Origin of the sequence: Actinacidiphila alni (assembly GCF_900112845.1) — a bacterium.
Lineage (GTDB): Bacteria > Actinomycetota > Actinomycetes > Streptomycetales > Streptomycetaceae > Actinacidiphila > Actinacidiphila alni.
Map to the genome: position 1 here is coordinate 84,341 of NZ_FONG01000021.1, position 16,348 is coordinate 100,688.

Sequence of the window (16,348 nt, forward strand, 5' to 3'; positions counted from 1 at the left end):
GCCGGCGGGCGGCCGACCGCGTACGACCCTAGCCGGGCCGTCGGTCATTCGCTGCTTCGTGTCGGACGCGATCAGACGCCGACGCGGAAGCGCGCGAAGCTCTTCAGCGTGACGCCGGCCTCGTCGAGCACCTTCTGGACGGTCTTCTTGGAGTCCTTGGCGAACGCCTGCTCCAGGACGACGTTCTCCTTGAAGAAGCCGTTCACCCGGCCCTCGACGATGCGCGCGAGCGCGGCCTCGGGCTTGCCCTCCTCGCGGGCGGTGGCCTCGGCGACGCGGCGCTCGTTCTCCACCGTCTCGGCGGGGATGTCGTCGCGGGACAGCGCGGTCGGCGCGAAGGCGGCGATGTGCTGGGCGAGGTCCTTGGCGGTCTGCGCGTCGGCCTTGTCCAGCTCGACCAGGACGCCGACCTGCGGCGGCAGGTCGGGGCTGGTGCGGTGCAGATAGGACGCGACGTAGGCGCCGGAGAACTGCGCGAAGCGGTCGAGCACGATCTTCTCGCCGAGGGTGGCGTTGGCCTCGTCGACGAACGCCTGGACGGTCTGGCCGTCCTTGATCTCGGAGGCGAGCAGCGCGGTGATGTCGGCCGGCTTGGTCGCGGCCACGTGGGCGGCGATCGCGTCGGCGACGGCCACGAACTTGTCGCCCTTGGCGACGAAGTCCGTCTCGCACTTCAGCTCGACGAGGACGCCCTCGGAGTTGTCGGGGGCGATCAGGGAGACGACCGCGCCGTTGGAGGCCGAGCGGCCCTCGCGCTTGGTGACGCCCTTCTGGCCCTTCACCCGGAGGATCTCGACGGCCTTGTCCAGGTCGCCTTCGGCCTCGGTGAGGGCGTTCTTGCAGTCCATCATGCCCGCGGCGGTCAGCTCGCGGAGCTTCTTGACGTCGGCGGCGGTGAAGTTCGCCATGGGTTTGAGTCTCTTCCCGAATGGTCGGTGGATCTACGGGTGGACGGCGGGGGCATGGGCCCCCGCCGTCGTCACGCGTGGTTCACGACGTACGTGCCGTGCGCCGTGGCCGGCGCCGTGCGCGGTACGCGTTCTGCTGCTGTGCTGTGCGGCTGTCCGAGCGGACGGTCCGGGCGGGCTCAGGCCTGCTCGGCGTCACCCTCGGTCGCGGCCGGGGCCTCGGTGGCGGCCGGAGCGTCGGCCGCCGGGGCGGACTCGGCGGCGGGCGCCTCGGCCGGGGCGGGCACGGCGGCGTCGGCGGCGGGCGCCTCGTCGGCCTTCTTCTCGCCCTCGAGCAGGTCACGCTCCCACTCGGCGAGCGGCTCGGCGGCGCCTTCGGCCTTCTTGTCGCCGGTCGCGGCGCCGGAGCGGGCGATGAGGCCCTCGGCGACGGCGTCGGCGATCACACGGGTGAGCAGCGTGACGGAACGGATCGCGTCGTCGTTGCCCGGGATCTTGTAGTCGACCTCGTCGGGGTCGCAGTTGGTGTCGAGGATCGCGACGACCGGGATGCGGAGCTTGCGCGCCTCGCCGACGGCGATGTGCTCCTTCTTGGTGTCGACGATCCAGACGGCGCTCGGCACCTTCTGCATCTCGCGGATGCCGCCGAGGGTCTTCTCCAGCTTGTCCTTCTCGCGGGAGAGGACCAGCAGCTCCTTCTTGGTGAGGCCGGAGGCGGCCACGTCCTCGAAGTCGATCTCCTCGAGCTCCTTCAGGCGCTGCAGGCGCTTGTAGACGGTCGAGAAGTTGGTGAGCATGCCGCCCAGCCACCGCTGGTTGACGTAGGGCATGCCGACGCGGGAGGCCTGCTCCGCGATGGCTTCCTGCGCCTGCTTCTTGGTGCCGACGAACATGATGGAGCCGCCGTGCGCGACGGTCTCCTTGACGAACTCGTAGGCGCGGTCGATGTACGACAGCGACTGGAGCAGGTCGATGATGTAGATGCCGTTGCGCTCGGTGAAGATGAAGCGCTTCATCTTCGGGTTCCAGCGGCGGGTCTGGTGCCCGAAGTGGACGCCGCTCTCCAGCAGCTCCCGCATCGTGACGACGGCCATGGCCGTACTCCTTGAGGTACTCGGTTACCGCGGCCGCCGGACGGCGGTCGCGCCTGACGTCCCGACGCGCCGTGCCACGAGGGACCGAGGGGCGCGGCCACCGTCCCGGTGAGGGGAGTGGGTGGCGGGGCGTGCGAAGTCGACCCGGTGACCCGGATCGCCAGAGAAAGTGTACGGGACCGGCGGAGTCCCAGGCGACACTCAAGTTGTCCACAGGCAGGGACCAAGATCATCGCGGGTGGCCCCGGGTACGGGATCGTGGATGTCATGGCACTTCACCTGTGGTTGACGATGACGATGGCGGCACTGTTCGCCGCTCTTCCGGGCGTCCCGGGCGCTCCGGGCGCGGCTGCGCCGGGTGTCCCCGGCGCGGTCGGCACGGCGGCCGCTCCCGGGTGCGCGGGCAGCGGGGCGGTGGCGCGCTGCTGGCCGGTGGCGGGACCGGGCGTACGGGGCCGGCCGGTGGTGCTGCGCGCCTTCGAGCCGCCCGCGACACCGTGGGCGGCGGGGCACCGCGGGGTCGACTTACGTGCCGGGCCCGGCACTCCGGTGCGGGCGGCGGCTCCCGGCGAGGTGGCCTTCGCGGGCCAGGTCGCGGGCACGGGTGTGGTGGTGCTGCGCATCGCGCCCGGTCTGCGCGTCACCTACGAACCGGTACGTGCCACGGTCCCGGTCGGCGCGCGGGTGCCGGCGGGCGGGCAGGTGGGGGTGCTCGATCCGGCGACCGGGCACTGCGGGACGACCTGCCTGCACTGGGGGCTGCTGCGGGGCGACGCCTATCTCGACCCGCTGTCGCTGCTGCCGGCCGTGCTGCTGCGCGCGGGCCCGTCCCGGCTGCTGCCGGTGTTCGGACCCGCCGGAGCGGGCGGACCTGAAGGAGGTCCTTTGAGGCAAGTCAGCCGGTGACGCCGTGCAGCGCCATCGTCACGGCGGCCTCGACGATCCGGTCGGGGTCCTCGGCGGCGCCCAGCTCGATCCGGCGGACGGCGGCGTCGACCACGCCCTGGAGCAGCATGGCGGTCAGCCGGGGCTCGTCGTGGCCGAGGGCGGCGAGCGCGGCACCGACCATGGTGACCAGCCCACCGTGCGCGGCGCGGATCTTCTCCCGGGCGCCCGCGTCCAGTTCGCCCGCGGAGATCGCGACGACGGCGCGGTGCCTGCGGTCGCCGACCAGCGCAAGCTGACTGCGGACGTACGCCTCGATCTTGCCCTGCGCGGTGTCGGCGGCCCGCATGGCGTCCTCGACCTCGGCGGCCCACACCGGGAAGTCGACGGCGCACAGCTCCTCGACCACGGCGGCGCGGGAGCGGAAGTATTCGTAGACCGAGGAGCGGGCCAGGCCGGTGCGCTCGGCCAGGGCGGGAAAGGTCAGCGCTTCCGTGCCGCCGTCGGACAGCAGCGAACGCGCGGCGTCCAGCAGGGCCTGGCGCTGCATGGTCCGGTGTTCGGCCACCGAGGCCGCTCGAATCCTGGGCATCCCACCACTGTAGACACTGTGGTCCGCCTGTCACCGGCCGACGTCGGCCAGCTTTGCCCGCAGTTGGAGGACGGACTTGGTGTGGATCTGGCTGACCCGGCTCTCGGTGACGCCCAGCACCTGGCCGATCTCGGCGAGTGTCAGGCCCTCGTAGTAGTAGAGGGTGACGACCGTCTTCTCGCGTTCGGGCAGGGTGTTGACGGCCCGGGCGAGCAGCCGGCGCAGCTCGCGGTCCTCGGCGACCTCGACGGGGTTGTCGGCGCCGGTGTCCTCCAGGGTGTCCACCAGGCTGAGCCGGTCGCCGCCCTCGCCGCCGGCGTGCAGCAGGTCTTCGAGCGCGACGACGTTGGCCAGCGACAGCGCGCTGAACACGGCGTGCAGGTCTTCGAGGCCGACGCCCATCTCGGCGGCGACCTCCGGTTCGCTGGGGGTGCGGCGGAGCTTGGCCTCCAGCGTGGCGTAGGCGCGTTCGACGGCGCGGGCCTTCTGCCGGACCGAGCGCGGGATCCAGTCGAGCGCGCGCAGTTCGTCGATCATGGCGCCGCGGATCCGGGTGATCGCATAGGTCTCGAATTTGATCGCGCGTTCCGGGTCGAACTTCTCGATCGCGTCGATCAGGCCGAACACCCCGGAGGAGACGAAGTCGGCCTGCTCGACATTGGCGGGCAGGCCGACGCTGACCCGGCCCGCCACGTATTTGACCAGGGGCGAGTAGTGCAGGATCAGCTGCTCGCGCAGCCGGGCGTCCCCCGTTGCCTTGTAGCTACGCCACAGTTCGTCGAGCGACGTGGGGGCGGCGGGCCGAGGGGAGGTGCGGGGGGCGGTCGTTGCCGTCGCCCGCTCGGACCCGGGGGTGTACCGGTGCATGCGTCGTTTTGAGCCGTTCTGCCGTGACGTGGGCGGGAAATCGAGCCTCTGCGAGCGTAGCGTGACCAAGGTGTCGCTTATTGCTACATCATCCGTATGAGACATGCGCAGATACGTTCCTCTGCGAATAGGCGCCCACCGGACCGGCGGTGCCGCCCGGCGCCGGGTCCGCACGGGGGCCCGTCGGGCCCATCATGGTGGGCCGTCGGGCCGCGCGTGGCCAGTCCTACGATCGTCCCAGGTCACGGCGTTTTCCTGTCACCTGATGGTGTGTCGATAGCGTCAACTCTCCGGGTGTGCCGCCCTGTCGTGTGCGGTACGGACCAACTTCCATCGCCCGTCGTCGCGTTCGACATGGCCGAGTGCTCGCAAATCATGCAGGCGCCTCAGCGTGTCGTCCCTGGTGGCCCCCACCGTGAGCGCGATGTCGGCGGCGTCGGCGTCCCCCTGGCCGGGGAGTGCTTCGAGCACCGCGGCTGCGGCCGGGTCGAGCAGATCGCGCGGGAGGACCGGGCCGCGCCGCACAGGGGCGAGGTCGGTGCCGATCTCCCCGACCATCTCGATCACCTCCGCCGCGTCCGTCACCACGACGGCCTCACCGCGCAGTAATTCGTGCACGCCTTCGGACAGACCGCTGGTGCAGGGCCCCGGCACCCCCATCGTCACCCGCCCGAGCTTTGCCGCGCGGCGGGCGGTGACCAGGGAGCCGCTGCGGTAGCGGGCCTCGACCACGACGGTGCCGCGGGTGAGGGCGGCGATGACGCGGTTGCGCAGCACGAATCTGCTGCGGGTCGGATGGTCGCCGGGCGGCAGTTCGCCGATCAGCAGGCCGTGTTCGGCGATGTCACCGATCAGCCGGGCGTTGCCGGGCGGATACGGCTGGTCGACACCGCTGGCGACCACACCGATGGTGGCGCCGTCGGCCCGCAGGGCGCTGCGGTGCGCCGTGCCGTCGACTCCGTAGGCGGCGCCCGAGACCACCGTCCAGCCCGCCCGGGCCAGGCCGCCGCCCAGCCGGGCCGCCATGTGGGCGCCGTAGTCCGTGCAGGCCCTGGCGCCGACGACGGCGACCGAGCGCAGCGCCCACAGCCGCAGTGAGGGCCGGCCGCGGACCCACAGCCCGTAGGGCCGCTGCGGCCCGAGGTCGTCGAGCTGGCTCGGCCAGTCGGTGTCCCCCGGGGTGACGAACCGCGCGCCCGCCAGGCGGGCCGTCTCCAGGTCGCGTTCCGGCTCCCCGGCCCGGCCGGACCGCGTCCGGTAGCCCTCGGTCCGTCTCGGGCTCGCGCCCGGCAGCGGCTCCCCCGTCCGGAGCGCGGCCAGCACCGCTTCCGCGCCCCGCTCCCCCAGTGCCCGCCCGACCACCTCGTCCCCGGGGTCGGCGATCCGGGTGATCGCCACCCGGGCGACCGTCTCGGCCTCCGGCACGGCGGCGGCCGCCTCCGGCACCCGTGACCCGCGCCCTCCGCCCGGCTCGGCGCGGGCCCGCCCGCCGACGGCAGGTCCGGTTTGGGCCCCAGCCCTGTCCTCGGCGCCTGCGTCGGGCTCGACCTCGGCCCAGCCCCCGTCATCAGCACCGGCACCGGCGTCAGCCGATCCCGTGTTCCGCGCCCACCTGGCGGTCACCGCCGGACCGGCGTCACCCGCATCACGCGCACGGCCCAAGGCGGCCGGGTCGGCCGCGTCCCCCCTCGGCCCGGGCCCGCCGTACTCGCGTTCTCCCCGCGGTAGCGCCACCGTCACACACCTCCCGGGACGGGCACGCCGCGGCTGATGCCGGTGCGCAGGTGGAGGGCCTGGACGACGTCGTCGGCGTCGGGGCGGTCGTGGGAGGCGAGGTCGGCGAGGGTCCAGGCGACGCGCAGGACGCGGTCGAGGCCGCGCGCGGTGAGCAGGCCGCGCTCCATGTCGCGCTCGGCCGGGTGCAGGGCGCCGGGGGCGACATGCCAGCGGGTGCGCATCTCGTGGCCGGGGATCTCGCTGTTCAGCCGCCACGGGGTGCCGTGGTAGCGGGCCGCGGCGCGTTCCCTGGCGGCCAGGACGCGGGCGGCGACGGTGGCGCTGGACTCGCCGTGGTCGCAGCCGAGGAAGTCGGATCTGGTGACCGATTCGACCTCGACCCGCAGATCGACCCGGTCGAGCAACGGCCCGGAAAGCCGTGCCTGGTAGCGCCGGACGGAGGTGGGTGAGCAGTCGCAGCCCTCGCCCAGCATCGAATAGCGCCCGCAGGGACACGGATTGGCGGCCAGCACCAGCATGAAGCGGGCGGGCAGCCGCATCACCCCGGCCGTACGGGCGACGACGACATGCCCGGATTCGAGCGGCTGCCGCAGCGCCTCCAGCGCCCGCACGCTGAATTCCGGCGCTTCGTCCAGAAAGAGCACACCTCTATGGGCCAGGGAGACCGCGCCGGGCCGGGGGATGCCGCTGCCGCCGCCGACCAGGGACGGCATGGTGGCCGAGTGGTGCGGCGCGCAGTAGGGCGGGGCGTCGATCATCGGGCGGCCCGGCGGGAGGATGCCGGCGACGGAGTGGACGGCGGTGACCTCCAGGGACTCCTGCCGGGTCAGCGGTGGCAGGATGCCCGGCAGCCGCTCGGCCAGCATCGTCTTGCCCGCGCCCGGCGGCCCCTTGAGATAGAGGTGGTGCCCGCCCGCGGCGGCGACCTCCAGGGCGATGCGCGCGGTGCGCTGCCCCGCGACATCGGCGAGGTCGGGCCCGTGACCGGTGGCCGCCGCGCCGCCGAAGCTGCTGGCCAGGCCCGTGCCGACGCCACCGCCCGGCACGGTGAGCCCGGCGAGCATCGGGTCGGGGCGGCCGTCGCCCGCGGGGTCGGGGTCCTCCTTCGGTGCCAGTTCGTCGTTGAGCACGGCGACGAGCTGGCGCAGGGTGCGGACGCCGAGGACGGAGACACCGGGGACCAGGGACGCCTCGGCGGTGGTCAGCTCCGGCACCACGACCTGCCGGTAGCCGGCGTCCGCGGCGGCGAGCACCGCGGGCAGCACCCCGCGGACCGGCCGGACCCGGCCGTCCAGGCCCAGCTCGCCGATCATCATCAGGTCGGCGATGGACGCGGGGTCGATCCGGTCGTTGGCGGCGAGGATCGCGCAGGCCACGGCCAGGTCGAAGCCGGAGCCGCCCTTGGGGACGGAGGCCGGGCTGAGGCCGACGGTGAGCTTCTTCTGCGGCCAGACCTCGCCGCTGTTGACGATGGCGGCGCGGACCCGGTCGCGGCTCTCGGTGAGGCTCTTGTCGGGCAGGCCGACGAGGGCGAACGCGGCGAGCCCGGGTTCGAGGTCGGCCTGGACCTCCACCACGACGCCTTCCACGCCGATCAGCGCGACCGAGCACGTACGGGCGAACCCCATCAGGCCACCCCCCGCACATGCTCCACCCGGGCGGCGCCGCGGGCGGGCAGCAGGACACCGACGACGTCGATCCTGACGCCGCCCGGTGGCGCGCCCCCGTGTTCCGCGGCCCACCGGTCGGCGAGCGAGCGCAGCCGGCCGATCTTCTCGGCGGTCAGTGCCGCCATCGGGTGCTGGAAGCCGCCGTCCCGGCGGGTCTTCACCTCGCACACCACCAGCGCGTCACCGTCGGACGCCAGGATGTCGATCTCCCCGCGCCGCCCTGACCGCCAGTTGCGGTCGAGCACGGTCAGTCCCGCGTTCTCCAGCGTGCGGGCCGCGAGCCCCTCGCCGTACCGCCCCAGCGCACCTCGTGCGTTCATGCGTACCACCTCCGTCACTCACTGTGACAGAGGCGGCGCAACCCGAGACGATCTTGATCCGCGGCCTGTGGAAAACTCCGCGACCGCCGGGACCGGAGGGATCAGCCGTTGAAGCCCGAGTCGTCCGACGGCAGGTCCAGATCCGCCTTGTTCAACTCCTCGATGTTCACGTCCTTGAACGTGAGCACCCGCACCTGCTTGACGAAGCGGGCCGGCCGGTACATGTCCCAGACCCAGGCGTCGGCCATCGAGACCTCGAAGAACACCTCGCCCTGGACCGAGTGCACCTGCATCTCGTAGTCATTGGTGAGGTAGAAGCGCCGCTCGGTCTCGATCACGTACTTGAACAGGCCAACGACATCGCGGTACTCCCGGTAGAGCTTCAGCTCCATCTCGGTCTCGTACTTCTCGAGGTCCTCGGCGCTCATGGCATGTTCCCCTTCAGCCGTACGTGCCCCCATTGTGCGTCAGTCGCGCTCCGTCCCCAGGGGGATCGGGGACGGCGGTGGGCCTTCGTCGAGCAGCGTACGCAGCAGCCCGGCGAGTCTGATGGGGTACACCGTCTCACGAGTGCGCAAAAGTTCCTCGTAGGTCCACCAGCGCAGCGAGGTCACGCTCCGGCGTTCGAGGTCGGTCTGACCGCTGGTGTCGAGGGCCACCGTCTCCGTACGGCCCAGGTGGTACCACTCGTCCTGCTCCCAGCGGCGCCCGTCGAAGGTGAAGAGACTGGTCCGCTCCCACAGCACCGGGCCCAGCCGCACATCGGTGATCCCGGTCTCCTCCGCGACCTCCCGCAGCGCCGTCTGCTCCAGGCTCTCGCCCGCCTCGACACCGCCGCCGGGGGTGAACAGATACCTGACCGACGGGTCGGCCGGGTCGTAGCCGCTCAGCAGCAGTATCCGGTCGGCGGGGTCGAGCAGCACGACCCGGGAGACCCGGCGCCGCCCACCCGTTACGCCCGTCATGCCCGTCACGCGCGCCGCTTCCGCAGCAGCGCGGCCACCGGGGTGTAGGCCGCCCCGCCCAGGATCAGCACGGCGCCGGCGACCACCATGATCACGATCCAGCGCAGCGGCCCCTCGGAGGCCCCGCCGCCGGGCACCGCGTCGAAGGCGGAGGTCGCCGACAGCGCCCCCATCCGCCCCAGCGGCCACGCGGTGCCGTCCACCCGGCCCTTCACGTCGCTCGCGGGCACCGCGCCGTGCTCGGCGTCGGTGAGCCGGATCCGGGAGTCCTGCGAGACGGCGCGATTGTCACCGAGCAGGAAGAGCGAGCCGCGCGGCACCGTGGTGCTGAAGTCGTTCATCGAGGCGCGGGTGCCGGCGTCCAGATAACCCTCGTCGACGGCCTTGCCGTTCACGGTGAGACGGCCCTGCTTGTCGCAGCACTTCACGACGTCGCCGCCGACGCCCACCACCCGCTTGACCTCCGGCAGGTCGCCCCAGAGCTTGTCCTGGAAGACGACCACGTCACCGCGGCGCACGTCGGACGCCGCGATCTTCTGGGCCAGCACCCGGTCCCCCGGGTGCACGGTCGGCTGCATGGAGTTGGTGGGCACCGTGTACGGCCGGTATTCCACCGCTCCCCAGGCGAAACCGCCGAGGAACAGCACGCAGCCGAGGGCGATGGCCACGCCGGACACCGTTCGTCCGAGCCGGCCGCCGCCCTTGGCGTTGGCTATCGCGCCGCGACGCGTCGTACTGCTGCTCATGGACCGGAACCCTACCCGGCGGTACGCCCGTGGTCAGCCGTCGTCAGCGATCTTCCGGTTCCGCCGGGGTCCCCGCCTGCGGCGCGGCGGCCTTCAGCAGCCTACGGCGGCGCAGCATCACCAGCGGCACCGCGCCGAGGAAGCCCGCGGCGGCCGGGGCGAGGCTGCCCTCGGCATTGATGCCCGGCTGGTCGAAGGTGCCCGGGATGGAGAGCCAGTCCCAGCGGTTGATCGGCCAGGCCACCGTGATGGCGCGGCCGACGACCTCGTTGTCCGAGACCGTGCCGCCGCCGGGCAGCGTCATGTGATACCGGGAGTCCAGCGAGTCCTGGCGGTGGTCGCCCATCACCCAGATCCGGTTCTTGGGCACGGTGATCTTGAACGGCCGGTCCGGCGTGCAGGGGGTGTTGCCCGCGAACACATACGGCTCGTCCAGCGCCTTGCCGTTGACCTTGACCGGTCCGGTGCCGCTGCACTCGACCGTGTCGCCGCCGACGCCGATGACCCGCTTGATCAGGTCCTTCTCCTCGGCGGACGGCATCAGGCCGATGAAGCTGAGGCCCTTCTGGATGCCCTTGGTCACCGCATTGCCGCCGGCCGGCGGATTCTCGCCGAGCCAGCCGCCCGGGTCGTGGAAGACGACGACCTCGCCGCGGGTCGGCTTGGAGCCGAACCACGGGGTGAGCTTGTCGACCAGGACGCGGTCGCCGCGCTCCAGGGTGTGCTGCATGGAGTCGGACGGGATGGAGAACGCCTGCACCAGGAAGGTCTTGATCAGCAGTGCGAGGACGAGGGCGATGCCGACCAGCAGCGGCAGCTCCTTCCAGAAGGAGCGCTGCTTGCCCGACGAGCCGCCCGACGGGCGCGACGGTTCGCCGTCGCCCGGGTCGTCGGGACCGCCGGGACCCGCGGGAAGGCCCTCGGGCAGGCCGCCGGGACCGCCGGAGCGGTCGGCCGGGCCCGGGACGTCAGCGGGACCGCCGGGACCCGTGGGGCCCTCCGGGGTCACCCCGTCCGTACCGTCCGGATCGCCGGGCTGCGGCCCGCCGCCGTACCCCGTGCCGTATCCGGTCCCGTCCGCGGGTTCGGGGACTCGGCCATCGGCCGCCGGCCCGTTGACGGGGGGCGCCGCGGCATCCCCCTTCTCGGGCTCGCCGGATCCAGACCGTGCGCCGACCACCAGGTCCCCCACATCCACTCCTCACTCCAGTCCGCCGCCCGCCCCGTCGCCGGCGCAGGCCCACCACTCCCATAACGAGCGGGAGTTCCGCAGGAGTCGGTATCTGGCTCGTTCCTTGACCGTTGTTGACCTGGGCCACCCTAGCCGCCCCGGCTGTGGCGTCCGTGCCCGCGGCCCTCGGGTCGGGGACGGACGAGAAGGTGCCCGGTTCCTTCAGTCGCTCCCAGTGACCGAGCGGCCAGGCGATGACGAACGCCCTGCCCACCACCAGGTTGAGCGGAATCGTGCCGTCCCCCGGCTTGTCCATGTGGTAGCGGGAGTCGGCGGAGTCCGAGCGGTGGTCGCCCATCACCCACAGCCGCCCCTGGGGGACGTGCACGGTGAACGGCCGCTCGGACGGCGGATTCCCGGTGTACAGATACGGCTCGGTGAGCGGCACCCCGTTGACGGTGATCCGCCCGGACGCGTCGCAGCACTTGACGGTGTCGCCGCCGACGCCGATGACCCGCTTGATCAGGTCCTGCTCGTTGGAGGACGGCAGCAGGCCGATGAAGGTGAAGAACTGTTTCACCTGCTTGATCACCACAGGGTCGGGCTTCTTCTGCTCCTCGGGCGGCAGCCAGCCGCCGGGGTCCTTGAAGACCACGACGTCACCGCGGTGCGGCTCGGCGCCGAACCAGGGGGTGAGCTTGTCGACCAGCACCCGGTCGCCGATCTTGATGGTCTGTTCCATCGATCCGGACGGGATCACGAACGCCTGGAGCAGGAACGTCTTGAGCACCAGCGCGATCAGCAGCGCGACCATGACCAGCAGCGGCACTTCCCTGGCCAGCGAGCGGCGGCGCTTGCGCTTGACCTTGCGGGCCAGTCTGCGGCGCTCGATCCGGGTGGTGCCGGTCGGGCCCGCGGGCGCGCCGCCCGGCTGGGACGGGACGGCGGGGTGCGAGCCGGTGCCACTGCCCGTACCGCCGGCGCCGTTGCCCGTACCGCCCTCGCCGGGCGCGGGCGCGCGGTGGTGCCCGTAGCGGGGCCTGCCGCGGTTACCCATGGTGACCCGCGGCGGGTGCGGGGACGGCGGAGAAGGTCCCGGGGCGGCGCAGCTTGGTCCAGTGGCCGAAGGGCCAGCCGATCCACTCGGCGCGGCCGATCACCTTGCCCACGGGTACGGTGCCGCCGCCGGGGTCGCCGAGGTGGTCCCGGGAGTCGCGGGAGTCGTCCCGGTGATCGCCCATCACCCACAGCCTTCCGTCCGGCACCACGATGTCGAACGGTACCCGCGAGGGCACGTCCCCGGGGAAGAGGTAGCCCTCGTCCAGCGGCTGTCCGTTCACCAGCAGCCTGCCCCGCTTGTCGCAGCAGGTGACCCGGTCGCCGCCGACACCGATGACGCGCTTGACGTAGTCGGTGCCGCCGCTCTGGCTGAAGGAGCCGTTCCCGTCGAAGACGATCACGTCACCGCGCCGCGGGTGCCCGCCGAATCGATACGCCAGCTTGTTCACCAGCACCCGGTCGCCGACCCGCAGGGTGTTCTCCATGGAGCCGCTGGGCACTTGGAAGGGCTGGACGACATAGGTGCTCACCAGCAGCAGCGCCACCACGCAGCCGACCGCGAGCAGCACCGTACGCCGCCACTCGCGCCACCACCGGGCCGCCCGGCCCGGCCCCGGCTCCGTTTCCTGTTCCAGACTCGGTTCCTGCCCCGGACTCGGTTCCTGTCCCGGCACGACGGAACGCGACCGCTCCTCCGGGTCCGCCTCGACGGCGGGGGAGGAACGGTCGCGTTCCGGAAGTGTCGCTTCGCTGTCCATCGAGGCCAGAGCTTATCCGGCCTTCCCATGGATTCAGTTGTCGCGCTTCTCCTTGATCTTCGCGGCCTTGCCGCGCAGCTCACGGAGGTAGTAGAGCTTCGCGCGGCGGACGTCACCGCGGGTGACGACCTCGATCTTCTCGACGATCGGGGTGTGCACCGGGAAGGTGCGCTCGACGCCGACGGAGAAGCTGACCTTGCGGACCGTGAAGGTCTCGCTGATGCCCGCGCCCTGGCGGCGGATGACGACGCCCTTGAACTGCTGCACACGGGAGCGGTTGCCCTCGATGACGCGCACGTGGACGTTGACGGTGTCGCCGGGGCGGAAGGCCGGGACGTCGGTGCGCAGCGAGGCGCTGTTGACGCTGTCGATCAGATTGGGCACAGGATTCTGCTTCCTCGCCGATGCCACAGGTCATCGACGGAACGTCGGGAGAGAGATGACGGTCGCTGCCGCGTCGGGCGGACGTCGTTCCCCCTGTGGCAGGGGCGCGCGCCGGACGGACAGCAGCGGCTCATTCTTCCACGTCGTCCGGGGTTGGCCCAAATCGGCCGTCGGGGCCCTGCCGCCAGCCCAGGATGGAGAGCATCTCGCGGTCCTTCTTGTCGAACGCCGCCGGGTCGCAACGCGCCACCAGGTCGGGCCGGTTGGCGACCGTACGGCGCAGCGCCTCGTCCCGCCGCCAGCGCGCGATCTTCCCGTGGTGGCCGCTGAGCAGCACCTCGGGGATGCCGCGGCCGCGCCACTGCGGGGGCTTGGTGAAGACCGGGCCCTCCAGCAGATTGGCCATCGGGCCCGGTGCGAAGGAGTCGTCGCGGTGCGACTCGGCGTTGCCGAGGACGCCGGGCAGCAGCCGGGCGACGGCCTCGGTGATCACCAGGACCGCCGCCTCGCCGCCGGCCAGCACATAGTCGCCGATGGAGACCTCGTGGACCGGCAGCCGGGTCGCGTACTCGGCGGTGACGCGGGTGTCGATGCCCTCGTAGCGGGCGGGGGTGAAGATCAGCCAGGGGCTGGCCGACAGCTCCACGGCGAGCGCCTGTGTGAACGGCCGGCCGCCGGGGGTGGGGACGACCAGGGCCGGGGTGCGCGCGCCCGCCTCGTACCCGTCGGCGAGGGTCTGGTCGAGCGCGTCGCCCCAGGGGCCGGTCTTCATGACCATGCCGGGGCCGCCGCCGTACGGGGTGTCGTCCACGGTGTTGTGCCGGTCGTACGCCCAGCCGCGCAGGTCGTGCACGCGGACGTCGAGCAGGCCGGCCGCCCGCGCCTTGCCGACCAGCGAGACGTTCAGCGGTTCCAGGTACTCGGGGAAGATCGTGACGACGTCGATCCGCATCTCAGGCGCCGCCCGCCGCGTCGGCCTCTTCACCGTCCGCGTCATCGGCGTCGCGGGCAGACGCGACCTCCGCGTCCGCCTCGTCCAGCAGCCCCGGCGGCGGGTCGATCACCGCGCGCTGCTCCTCCAGGTCGATCTCCGGCACGATCTCGCCGACGAACGGGACCAGCACCTCGCTGCCGTCAGGGCGTTCGACGACCAGCAGGTCCTGGTACGGCAGGTGGCTGATCTCGGTGATCCGGCCGACCGCGCGGCCGTCGACCGTCACCACGTCGAGGTCGATGAGCTGATGGTCGTAGAACTCCTCGGGGTCCTCCGGGGTCTGCTCCGGGTCGACCTCGGCGATCAGCAGCGTATTGCGCAGCGCCTCGGCCGCGTTGCGGTCCGCGACGCCTTCGAAGCGCAGCATCAGCCGGCCGCTGTGCACCCGGCCGGTGGCGATGGTCAGCGGGCCCGCGCTCGCCGGGTCGGTGGCCAGGACGGCGCCGGGCGCGAGCCGCAGCTCGGGCTCGTCGGTGCGCACCTCGACACTGACCTCGCCCTTGATCCCGTGGGCGCGGCCGATCCTGCCGACTACCAGCTGCATGTACGGCTCACTCTCAGACTTCCGGGGACAACGATGCGATGCCGAACGCGGCGCGGGCCGGGAGCGGCGACTGCCACCCCCGGCCCGCGCCGGTGTTCTCTGTGTCGGCCCGCTCAGCGAACCTGGTCCACGTCGACGAGATCGACGCGGACACCACGGCCGCCGAGGGCGCCCACGACGGTGCGCAGCGCACGGGCGGTCCGGCCGTTGCGGCCGATCACCTTGCCGAGGTCGTCGGGGTGCACCCGGACCTCGAGCACGCTTCCGCGGCGCAGTGTGCGCATGCCCACCTGCACATCGTCGGGATTGTCGACGATGCCCTTCACGAGGTGCTCAAGAGCCTCCTCGAGCATGCTCAGGCCTCGGTGGACTCGGCCGCGGCCGGGGCCTCGGCGGTGTCATCGGCCTTCTTGTCGGACTTCTTCGCCTTCGGGGTGATCGCCTCACCCTTGGGCTCGTCCGCGGTGTCCTTGGCGGCGGCCTCGAACAGGGCGCGCTTGTCGGCCTTCGGCTCGGCGACGAGCAGCGGCGCCGGGGCGGGCTCGCCCTTGTACTTCTGCCAGTCGCCGGTCAGCTTCAGGATGGCGAGCACGGGCTCGGTCGGCTGGGCGCCGACGGAGAGCCAGTACTGCGCGCGGTCCGAGTCGACCTCGATGCGCGAGGGGTTCTGCACCGGGTGGTACAGGCCGATCTCCTCGATGGCCCGGCCGTCACGGCGGGTACGGGAGTCGGCGACGACGATGCGGTAGTGAGGCGAACGGATCTTGCCCAGACGCTTCAGCTTGATCTTGACTGCCACGGGAGTGGGTTCTCCTGGAATTGACGTGTTTGGGCACAGCGGACTCCCACGTGGGGTTGCGGGAGTCGTCGCGCCCGGTGGACGCGTCAGCCGAAGGAGAGAGGGTTCCTGCACGGCTGTCGAGTTCTCGACTGGACATTCTGCCACACTCAGCCGACGCCGACGACCTCCGGGATACGGAAGGGCTGCCCGCAGGCGCCGCACATGATGGGCGCCTGGGCCAGCACCGACGGGACGACGCGGACATTGCGCCCGCAGTCGCACACGGCCTTGACGCGTACGCCGCCGCCGGACGAACCGTGCCGGGCCGCGGGGCCGCGGAAGGAACGGGCGGTGTCGGCGGTGGTCGCCACGCTGTGCGCCTTGAGGGCGCGCTGCAGCCGGTCGATGGTGACCCGGTACCGCTTGCGGGTGTCCGGGCGCATCACCACGAGCGAGAAGCCGCTGCTCGGGTGCGGTTCCTCGGCATGGTCCAGGCCCATTTCGTCGGCGATCGCGAGGAAACGGCGGTTGTGATAGCGGCCGGCGCGCGAGGTGTCACGGATGCCGCGGGCAGCGGCGATCCCGTGCACGGCCTCGTGCAGCAGCCTTTCGAAGGAGAGTTCGTTGCCACAGGCGGACGACGACTCTCCGATGAGGGACTCGGGCGCGGCCAGGTCGGGCAGCTCGGGGTGGTGCCGTTGAATATCGGCCCACGCGACTGCCAGCTCGGCGGCGAGAACAGGTGGTGTCGTGCTCACGCCGTGACAACGAGCCGGGCGCTCCCGGTGTTCCGATACCGGGCTACCGTAAATAATTTGCACTGATCGGTCAGTTCCGGATGATGCGCATGACGAAGGGCGGGTGCACAGGTCT

General features: G+C 72.0%; 20 protein-coding genes. 1 reads left to right on the forward strand and 19 read right to left on the reverse strand.

What is annotated here, in order from left to right:
- Nucleotides 1-71 precede the first annotated feature (71 nt).
- Entirely contained in the window at nucleotides 72-908 is an 837-nt protein-coding gene (gene tsf / locus BM076_RS28245) for a translation elongation factor Ts (RefSeq protein WP_093716555.1), read from the reverse strand.
- Nucleotides 909-1,087: 179 nt separating this feature from the next.
- Nucleotides 1,088-2,002: a 30S ribosomal protein S2 gene (gene rpsB, locus BM076_RS28250; protein ID WP_093716556.1), complete on the reverse strand. Its 915-nt coding sequence runs from the start codon at nucleotides 2,000-2,002 to the stop codon at nucleotides 1,088-1,090.
- Nucleotides 2,003-2,269: 267 nt separating this feature from the next.
- Between rpsB and BM076_RS28255 the strand changes: the two genes are divergently transcribed.
- Nucleotides 2,270-2,908, forward strand: coding sequence for a murein hydrolase activator EnvC family protein (locus BM076_RS28255; RefSeq protein ID WP_093716557.1), 639 nt, complete (start codon nucleotides 2,270-2,272; stop codon nucleotides 2,906-2,908).
- On the opposite strand, the gene BM076_RS28260 is transcribed toward BM076_RS28255, so the two are convergent.
- From BM076_RS28260 to BM076_RS28340, 17 genes are all read right to left on the reverse strand, one after another.
- Nucleotides 2,898-3,479, reverse strand: coding sequence for a TetR/AcrR family transcriptional regulator (locus tag BM076_RS28260; protein WP_177246658.1), 582 nt, complete (start codon nucleotides 3,477-3,479; stop codon nucleotides 2,898-2,900). The two genes, BM076_RS28255 and BM076_RS28260, sit on opposite strands and share 11 nt — an antisense overlap.
- 30 nt (nucleotides 3,480-3,509) lie before the next feature.
- Nucleotides 3,510-4,346: an RNA polymerase sigma factor WhiG gene (gene whiG, locus BM076_RS28265; RefSeq protein WP_093716559.1), complete on the reverse strand. Its 837-nt coding sequence runs from the start codon at nucleotides 4,344-4,346 to the stop codon at nucleotides 3,510-3,512.
- Between the two features lie 282 nt (nucleotides 4,347-4,628).
- Nucleotides 4,629-5,792, reverse strand: a complete 1,164-nt coding sequence (gene dprA, locus BM076_RS28270; protein ID WP_245796453.1) for a DNA-processing protein DprA — start codon at nucleotides 5,790-5,792, stop codon at nucleotides 4,629-4,631.
- Nucleotides 5,793-6,082: 290 nt separating this feature from the next.
- Entirely contained in the window at nucleotides 6,083-7,711 is a 1,629-nt protein-coding gene (locus tag BM076_RS28275) for a YifB family Mg chelatase-like AAA ATPase (protein WP_093716560.1), read from the reverse strand.
- Entirely contained in the window at nucleotides 7,711-8,073 is a 363-nt protein-coding gene (locus tag BM076_RS28280; protein ID WP_093716561.1) for a YraN family protein, read from the reverse strand. The genes BM076_RS28275 and BM076_RS28280 overlap by 1 nt, the downstream gene beginning before the upstream one ends.
- Nucleotides 8,074-8,174: 101 nt before the next feature.
- Nucleotides 8,175-8,501, reverse strand: coding sequence for a DUF2469 domain-containing protein (locus BM076_RS28285; protein WP_018562949.1), 327 nt, complete (start codon nucleotides 8,499-8,501; stop codon nucleotides 8,175-8,177).
- Nucleotides 8,502-8,540: 39 nt separating this feature from the next.
- On the reverse strand, nucleotides 8,541-9,038 hold the full coding sequence (locus tag BM076_RS28290) for an NUDIX hydrolase (protein ID WP_093716628.1): 498 nt from the start codon (nucleotides 9,036-9,038) through the stop codon (nucleotides 8,541-8,543).
- Nucleotides 9,039-9,043: 5 nt separating this feature from the next.
- A complete protein-coding gene (gene lepB / locus BM076_RS28295; RefSeq protein WP_093716562.1) occupies nucleotides 9,044-9,784 on the reverse strand; it encodes a signal peptidase I in 741 nt (246 codons plus the stop codon).
- A 43-nt stretch (nucleotides 9,785-9,827) separates the two neighbouring features.
- Entirely contained in the window at nucleotides 9,828-10,793 is a 966-nt protein-coding gene (gene lepB / locus BM076_RS28300) for a signal peptidase I (protein ID WP_177246659.1), read from the reverse strand.
- Complete coding sequence (gene lepB / locus BM076_RS28305; protein WP_177246660.1) at nucleotides 10,753-12,012, reverse strand: signal peptidase I; 1,260 nt, start codon at nucleotides 12,010-12,012, stop codon at nucleotides 10,753-10,755. Before lepB (BM076_RS28305) ends, lepB (BM076_RS28300) begins: the two co-directional genes overlap by 41 nt.
- Nucleotides 12,005-12,772, reverse strand: a complete 768-nt coding sequence (gene lepB / locus BM076_RS28310) for a signal peptidase I (protein WP_093716564.1) — start codon at nucleotides 12,770-12,772, stop codon at nucleotides 12,005-12,007. Before lepB (BM076_RS28310) ends, lepB (BM076_RS28305) begins: the two co-directional genes overlap by 8 nt.
- 33 nt (nucleotides 12,773-12,805) lie before the next feature.
- A complete protein-coding gene (gene rplS, locus BM076_RS28315) occupies nucleotides 12,806-13,156 on the reverse strand; it encodes a 50S ribosomal protein L19 (RefSeq protein ID WP_093716565.1) in 351 nt (116 codons plus the stop codon).
- Nucleotides 13,157-13,286: 130 nt separating this feature from the next.
- On the reverse strand, nucleotides 13,287-14,108 hold the full coding sequence (gene trmD, locus BM076_RS28320; RefSeq protein ID WP_093716566.1) for a tRNA (guanosine(37)-N1)-methyltransferase TrmD: 822 nt from the start codon (nucleotides 14,106-14,108) through the stop codon (nucleotides 13,287-13,289).
- Between the two features lies 1 nt (nucleotide 14,109).
- Entirely contained in the window at nucleotides 14,110-14,694 is a 585-nt protein-coding gene (gene rimM, locus BM076_RS28325; RefSeq protein ID WP_093716567.1) for a ribosome maturation factor RimM, read from the reverse strand.
- A 113-nt stretch (nucleotides 14,695-14,807) separates the two neighbouring features.
- Nucleotides 14,808-15,047, reverse strand: coding sequence for an RNA-binding protein (locus BM076_RS28330; RefSeq protein ID WP_093716568.1), 240 nt, complete (start codon nucleotides 15,045-15,047; stop codon nucleotides 14,808-14,810).
- A gap of 2 nt (nucleotides 15,048-15,049) precedes the next feature.
- Nucleotides 15,050-15,493 (reverse strand): 30S ribosomal protein S16, encoded by a 444-nt coding sequence (gene rpsP, locus BM076_RS28335; protein ID WP_093716569.1) that lies wholly within the window; start codon nucleotides 15,491-15,493, stop codon nucleotides 15,050-15,052.
- 149 nt (nucleotides 15,494-15,642) lie between these two features.
- Nucleotides 15,643-16,233 carry a hypothetical protein gene (locus BM076_RS28340; RefSeq protein ID WP_093716570.1) on the reverse strand — a complete coding sequence of 197 codons (591 nt, stop codon included), beginning with the start codon at nucleotides 16,231-16,233 and terminating at the stop codon, nucleotides 15,643-15,645.
- Between the last annotated feature and the right edge of the window lie 115 nt (nucleotides 16,234-16,348).

Coding starts and splice junctions, on each gene's coding strand:
- BM076_RS28330 (WP_093716568.1), bottom strand. CDS start 15,047: ATGCTCGAGGAGGCTCTTGAGCACCTCGTGAAGGGCATCGTCGACAAT.
- lepB (WP_093716562.1), bottom strand. CDS start 9,784: ATGAGCAGCAGTACGACGCGTCGCGGCGCGATAGCCAACGCCAAGGGC.
- rpsB (WP_093716556.1), bottom strand. CDS start 2,002: ATGGCCGTCGTCACGATGCGGGAGCTGCTGGAGAGCGGCGTCCACTTC.
- lepB (WP_177246660.1), bottom strand. CDS start 12,012: ATGGGTAACCGCGGCAGGCCCCGCTACGGGCACCACCGCGCGCCCGCG.
- BM076_RS28290 (WP_093716628.1), bottom strand. CDS start 9,038: ATGACGGGCGTAACGGGTGGGCGGCGCCGGGTCTCCCGGGTCGTGCTG.
- BM076_RS28275 (WP_093716560.1), bottom strand. CDS start 7,711: ATGGGGTTCGCCCGTACGTGCTCGGTCGCGCTGATCGGCGTGGAAGGC.
- rimM (WP_093716567.1), bottom strand. CDS start 14,694: ATGCAGCTGGTAGTCGGCAGGATCGGCCGCGCCCACGGGATCAAGGGC.
- BM076_RS28255 (WP_093716557.1), top strand. CDS start 2,270: ATGGCACTTCACCTGTGGTTGACGATGACGATGGCGGCACTGTTCGCC.
- whiG (WP_093716559.1), bottom strand. CDS start 4,346: ATGCACCGGTACACCCCCGGGTCCGAGCGGGCGACGGCAACGACCGCC.
- BM076_RS28285 (WP_018562949.1), bottom strand. CDS start 8,501: ATGAGCGCCGAGGACCTCGAGAAGTACGAGACCGAGATGGAGCTGAAG.
- BM076_RS28260 (WP_177246658.1), bottom strand. CDS start 3,479: ATGCCCAGGATTCGAGCGGCCTCGGTGGCCGAACACCGGACCATGCAG.
- BM076_RS28280 (WP_093716561.1), bottom strand. CDS start 8,073: ATGAACGCACGAGGTGCGCTGGGGCGGTACGGCGAGGGGCTCGCGGCC.
- trmD (WP_093716566.1), bottom strand. CDS start 14,108: ATGCGGATCGACGTCGTCACGATCTTCCCCGAGTACCTGGAACCGCTG.
- tsf (WP_093716555.1), bottom strand. CDS start 908: ATGGCGAACTTCACCGCCGCCGACGTCAAGAAGCTCCGCGAGCTGACC.
- lepB (WP_093716564.1), bottom strand. CDS start 12,772: ATGGACAGCGAAGCGACACTTCCGGAACGCGACCGTTCCTCCCCCGCC.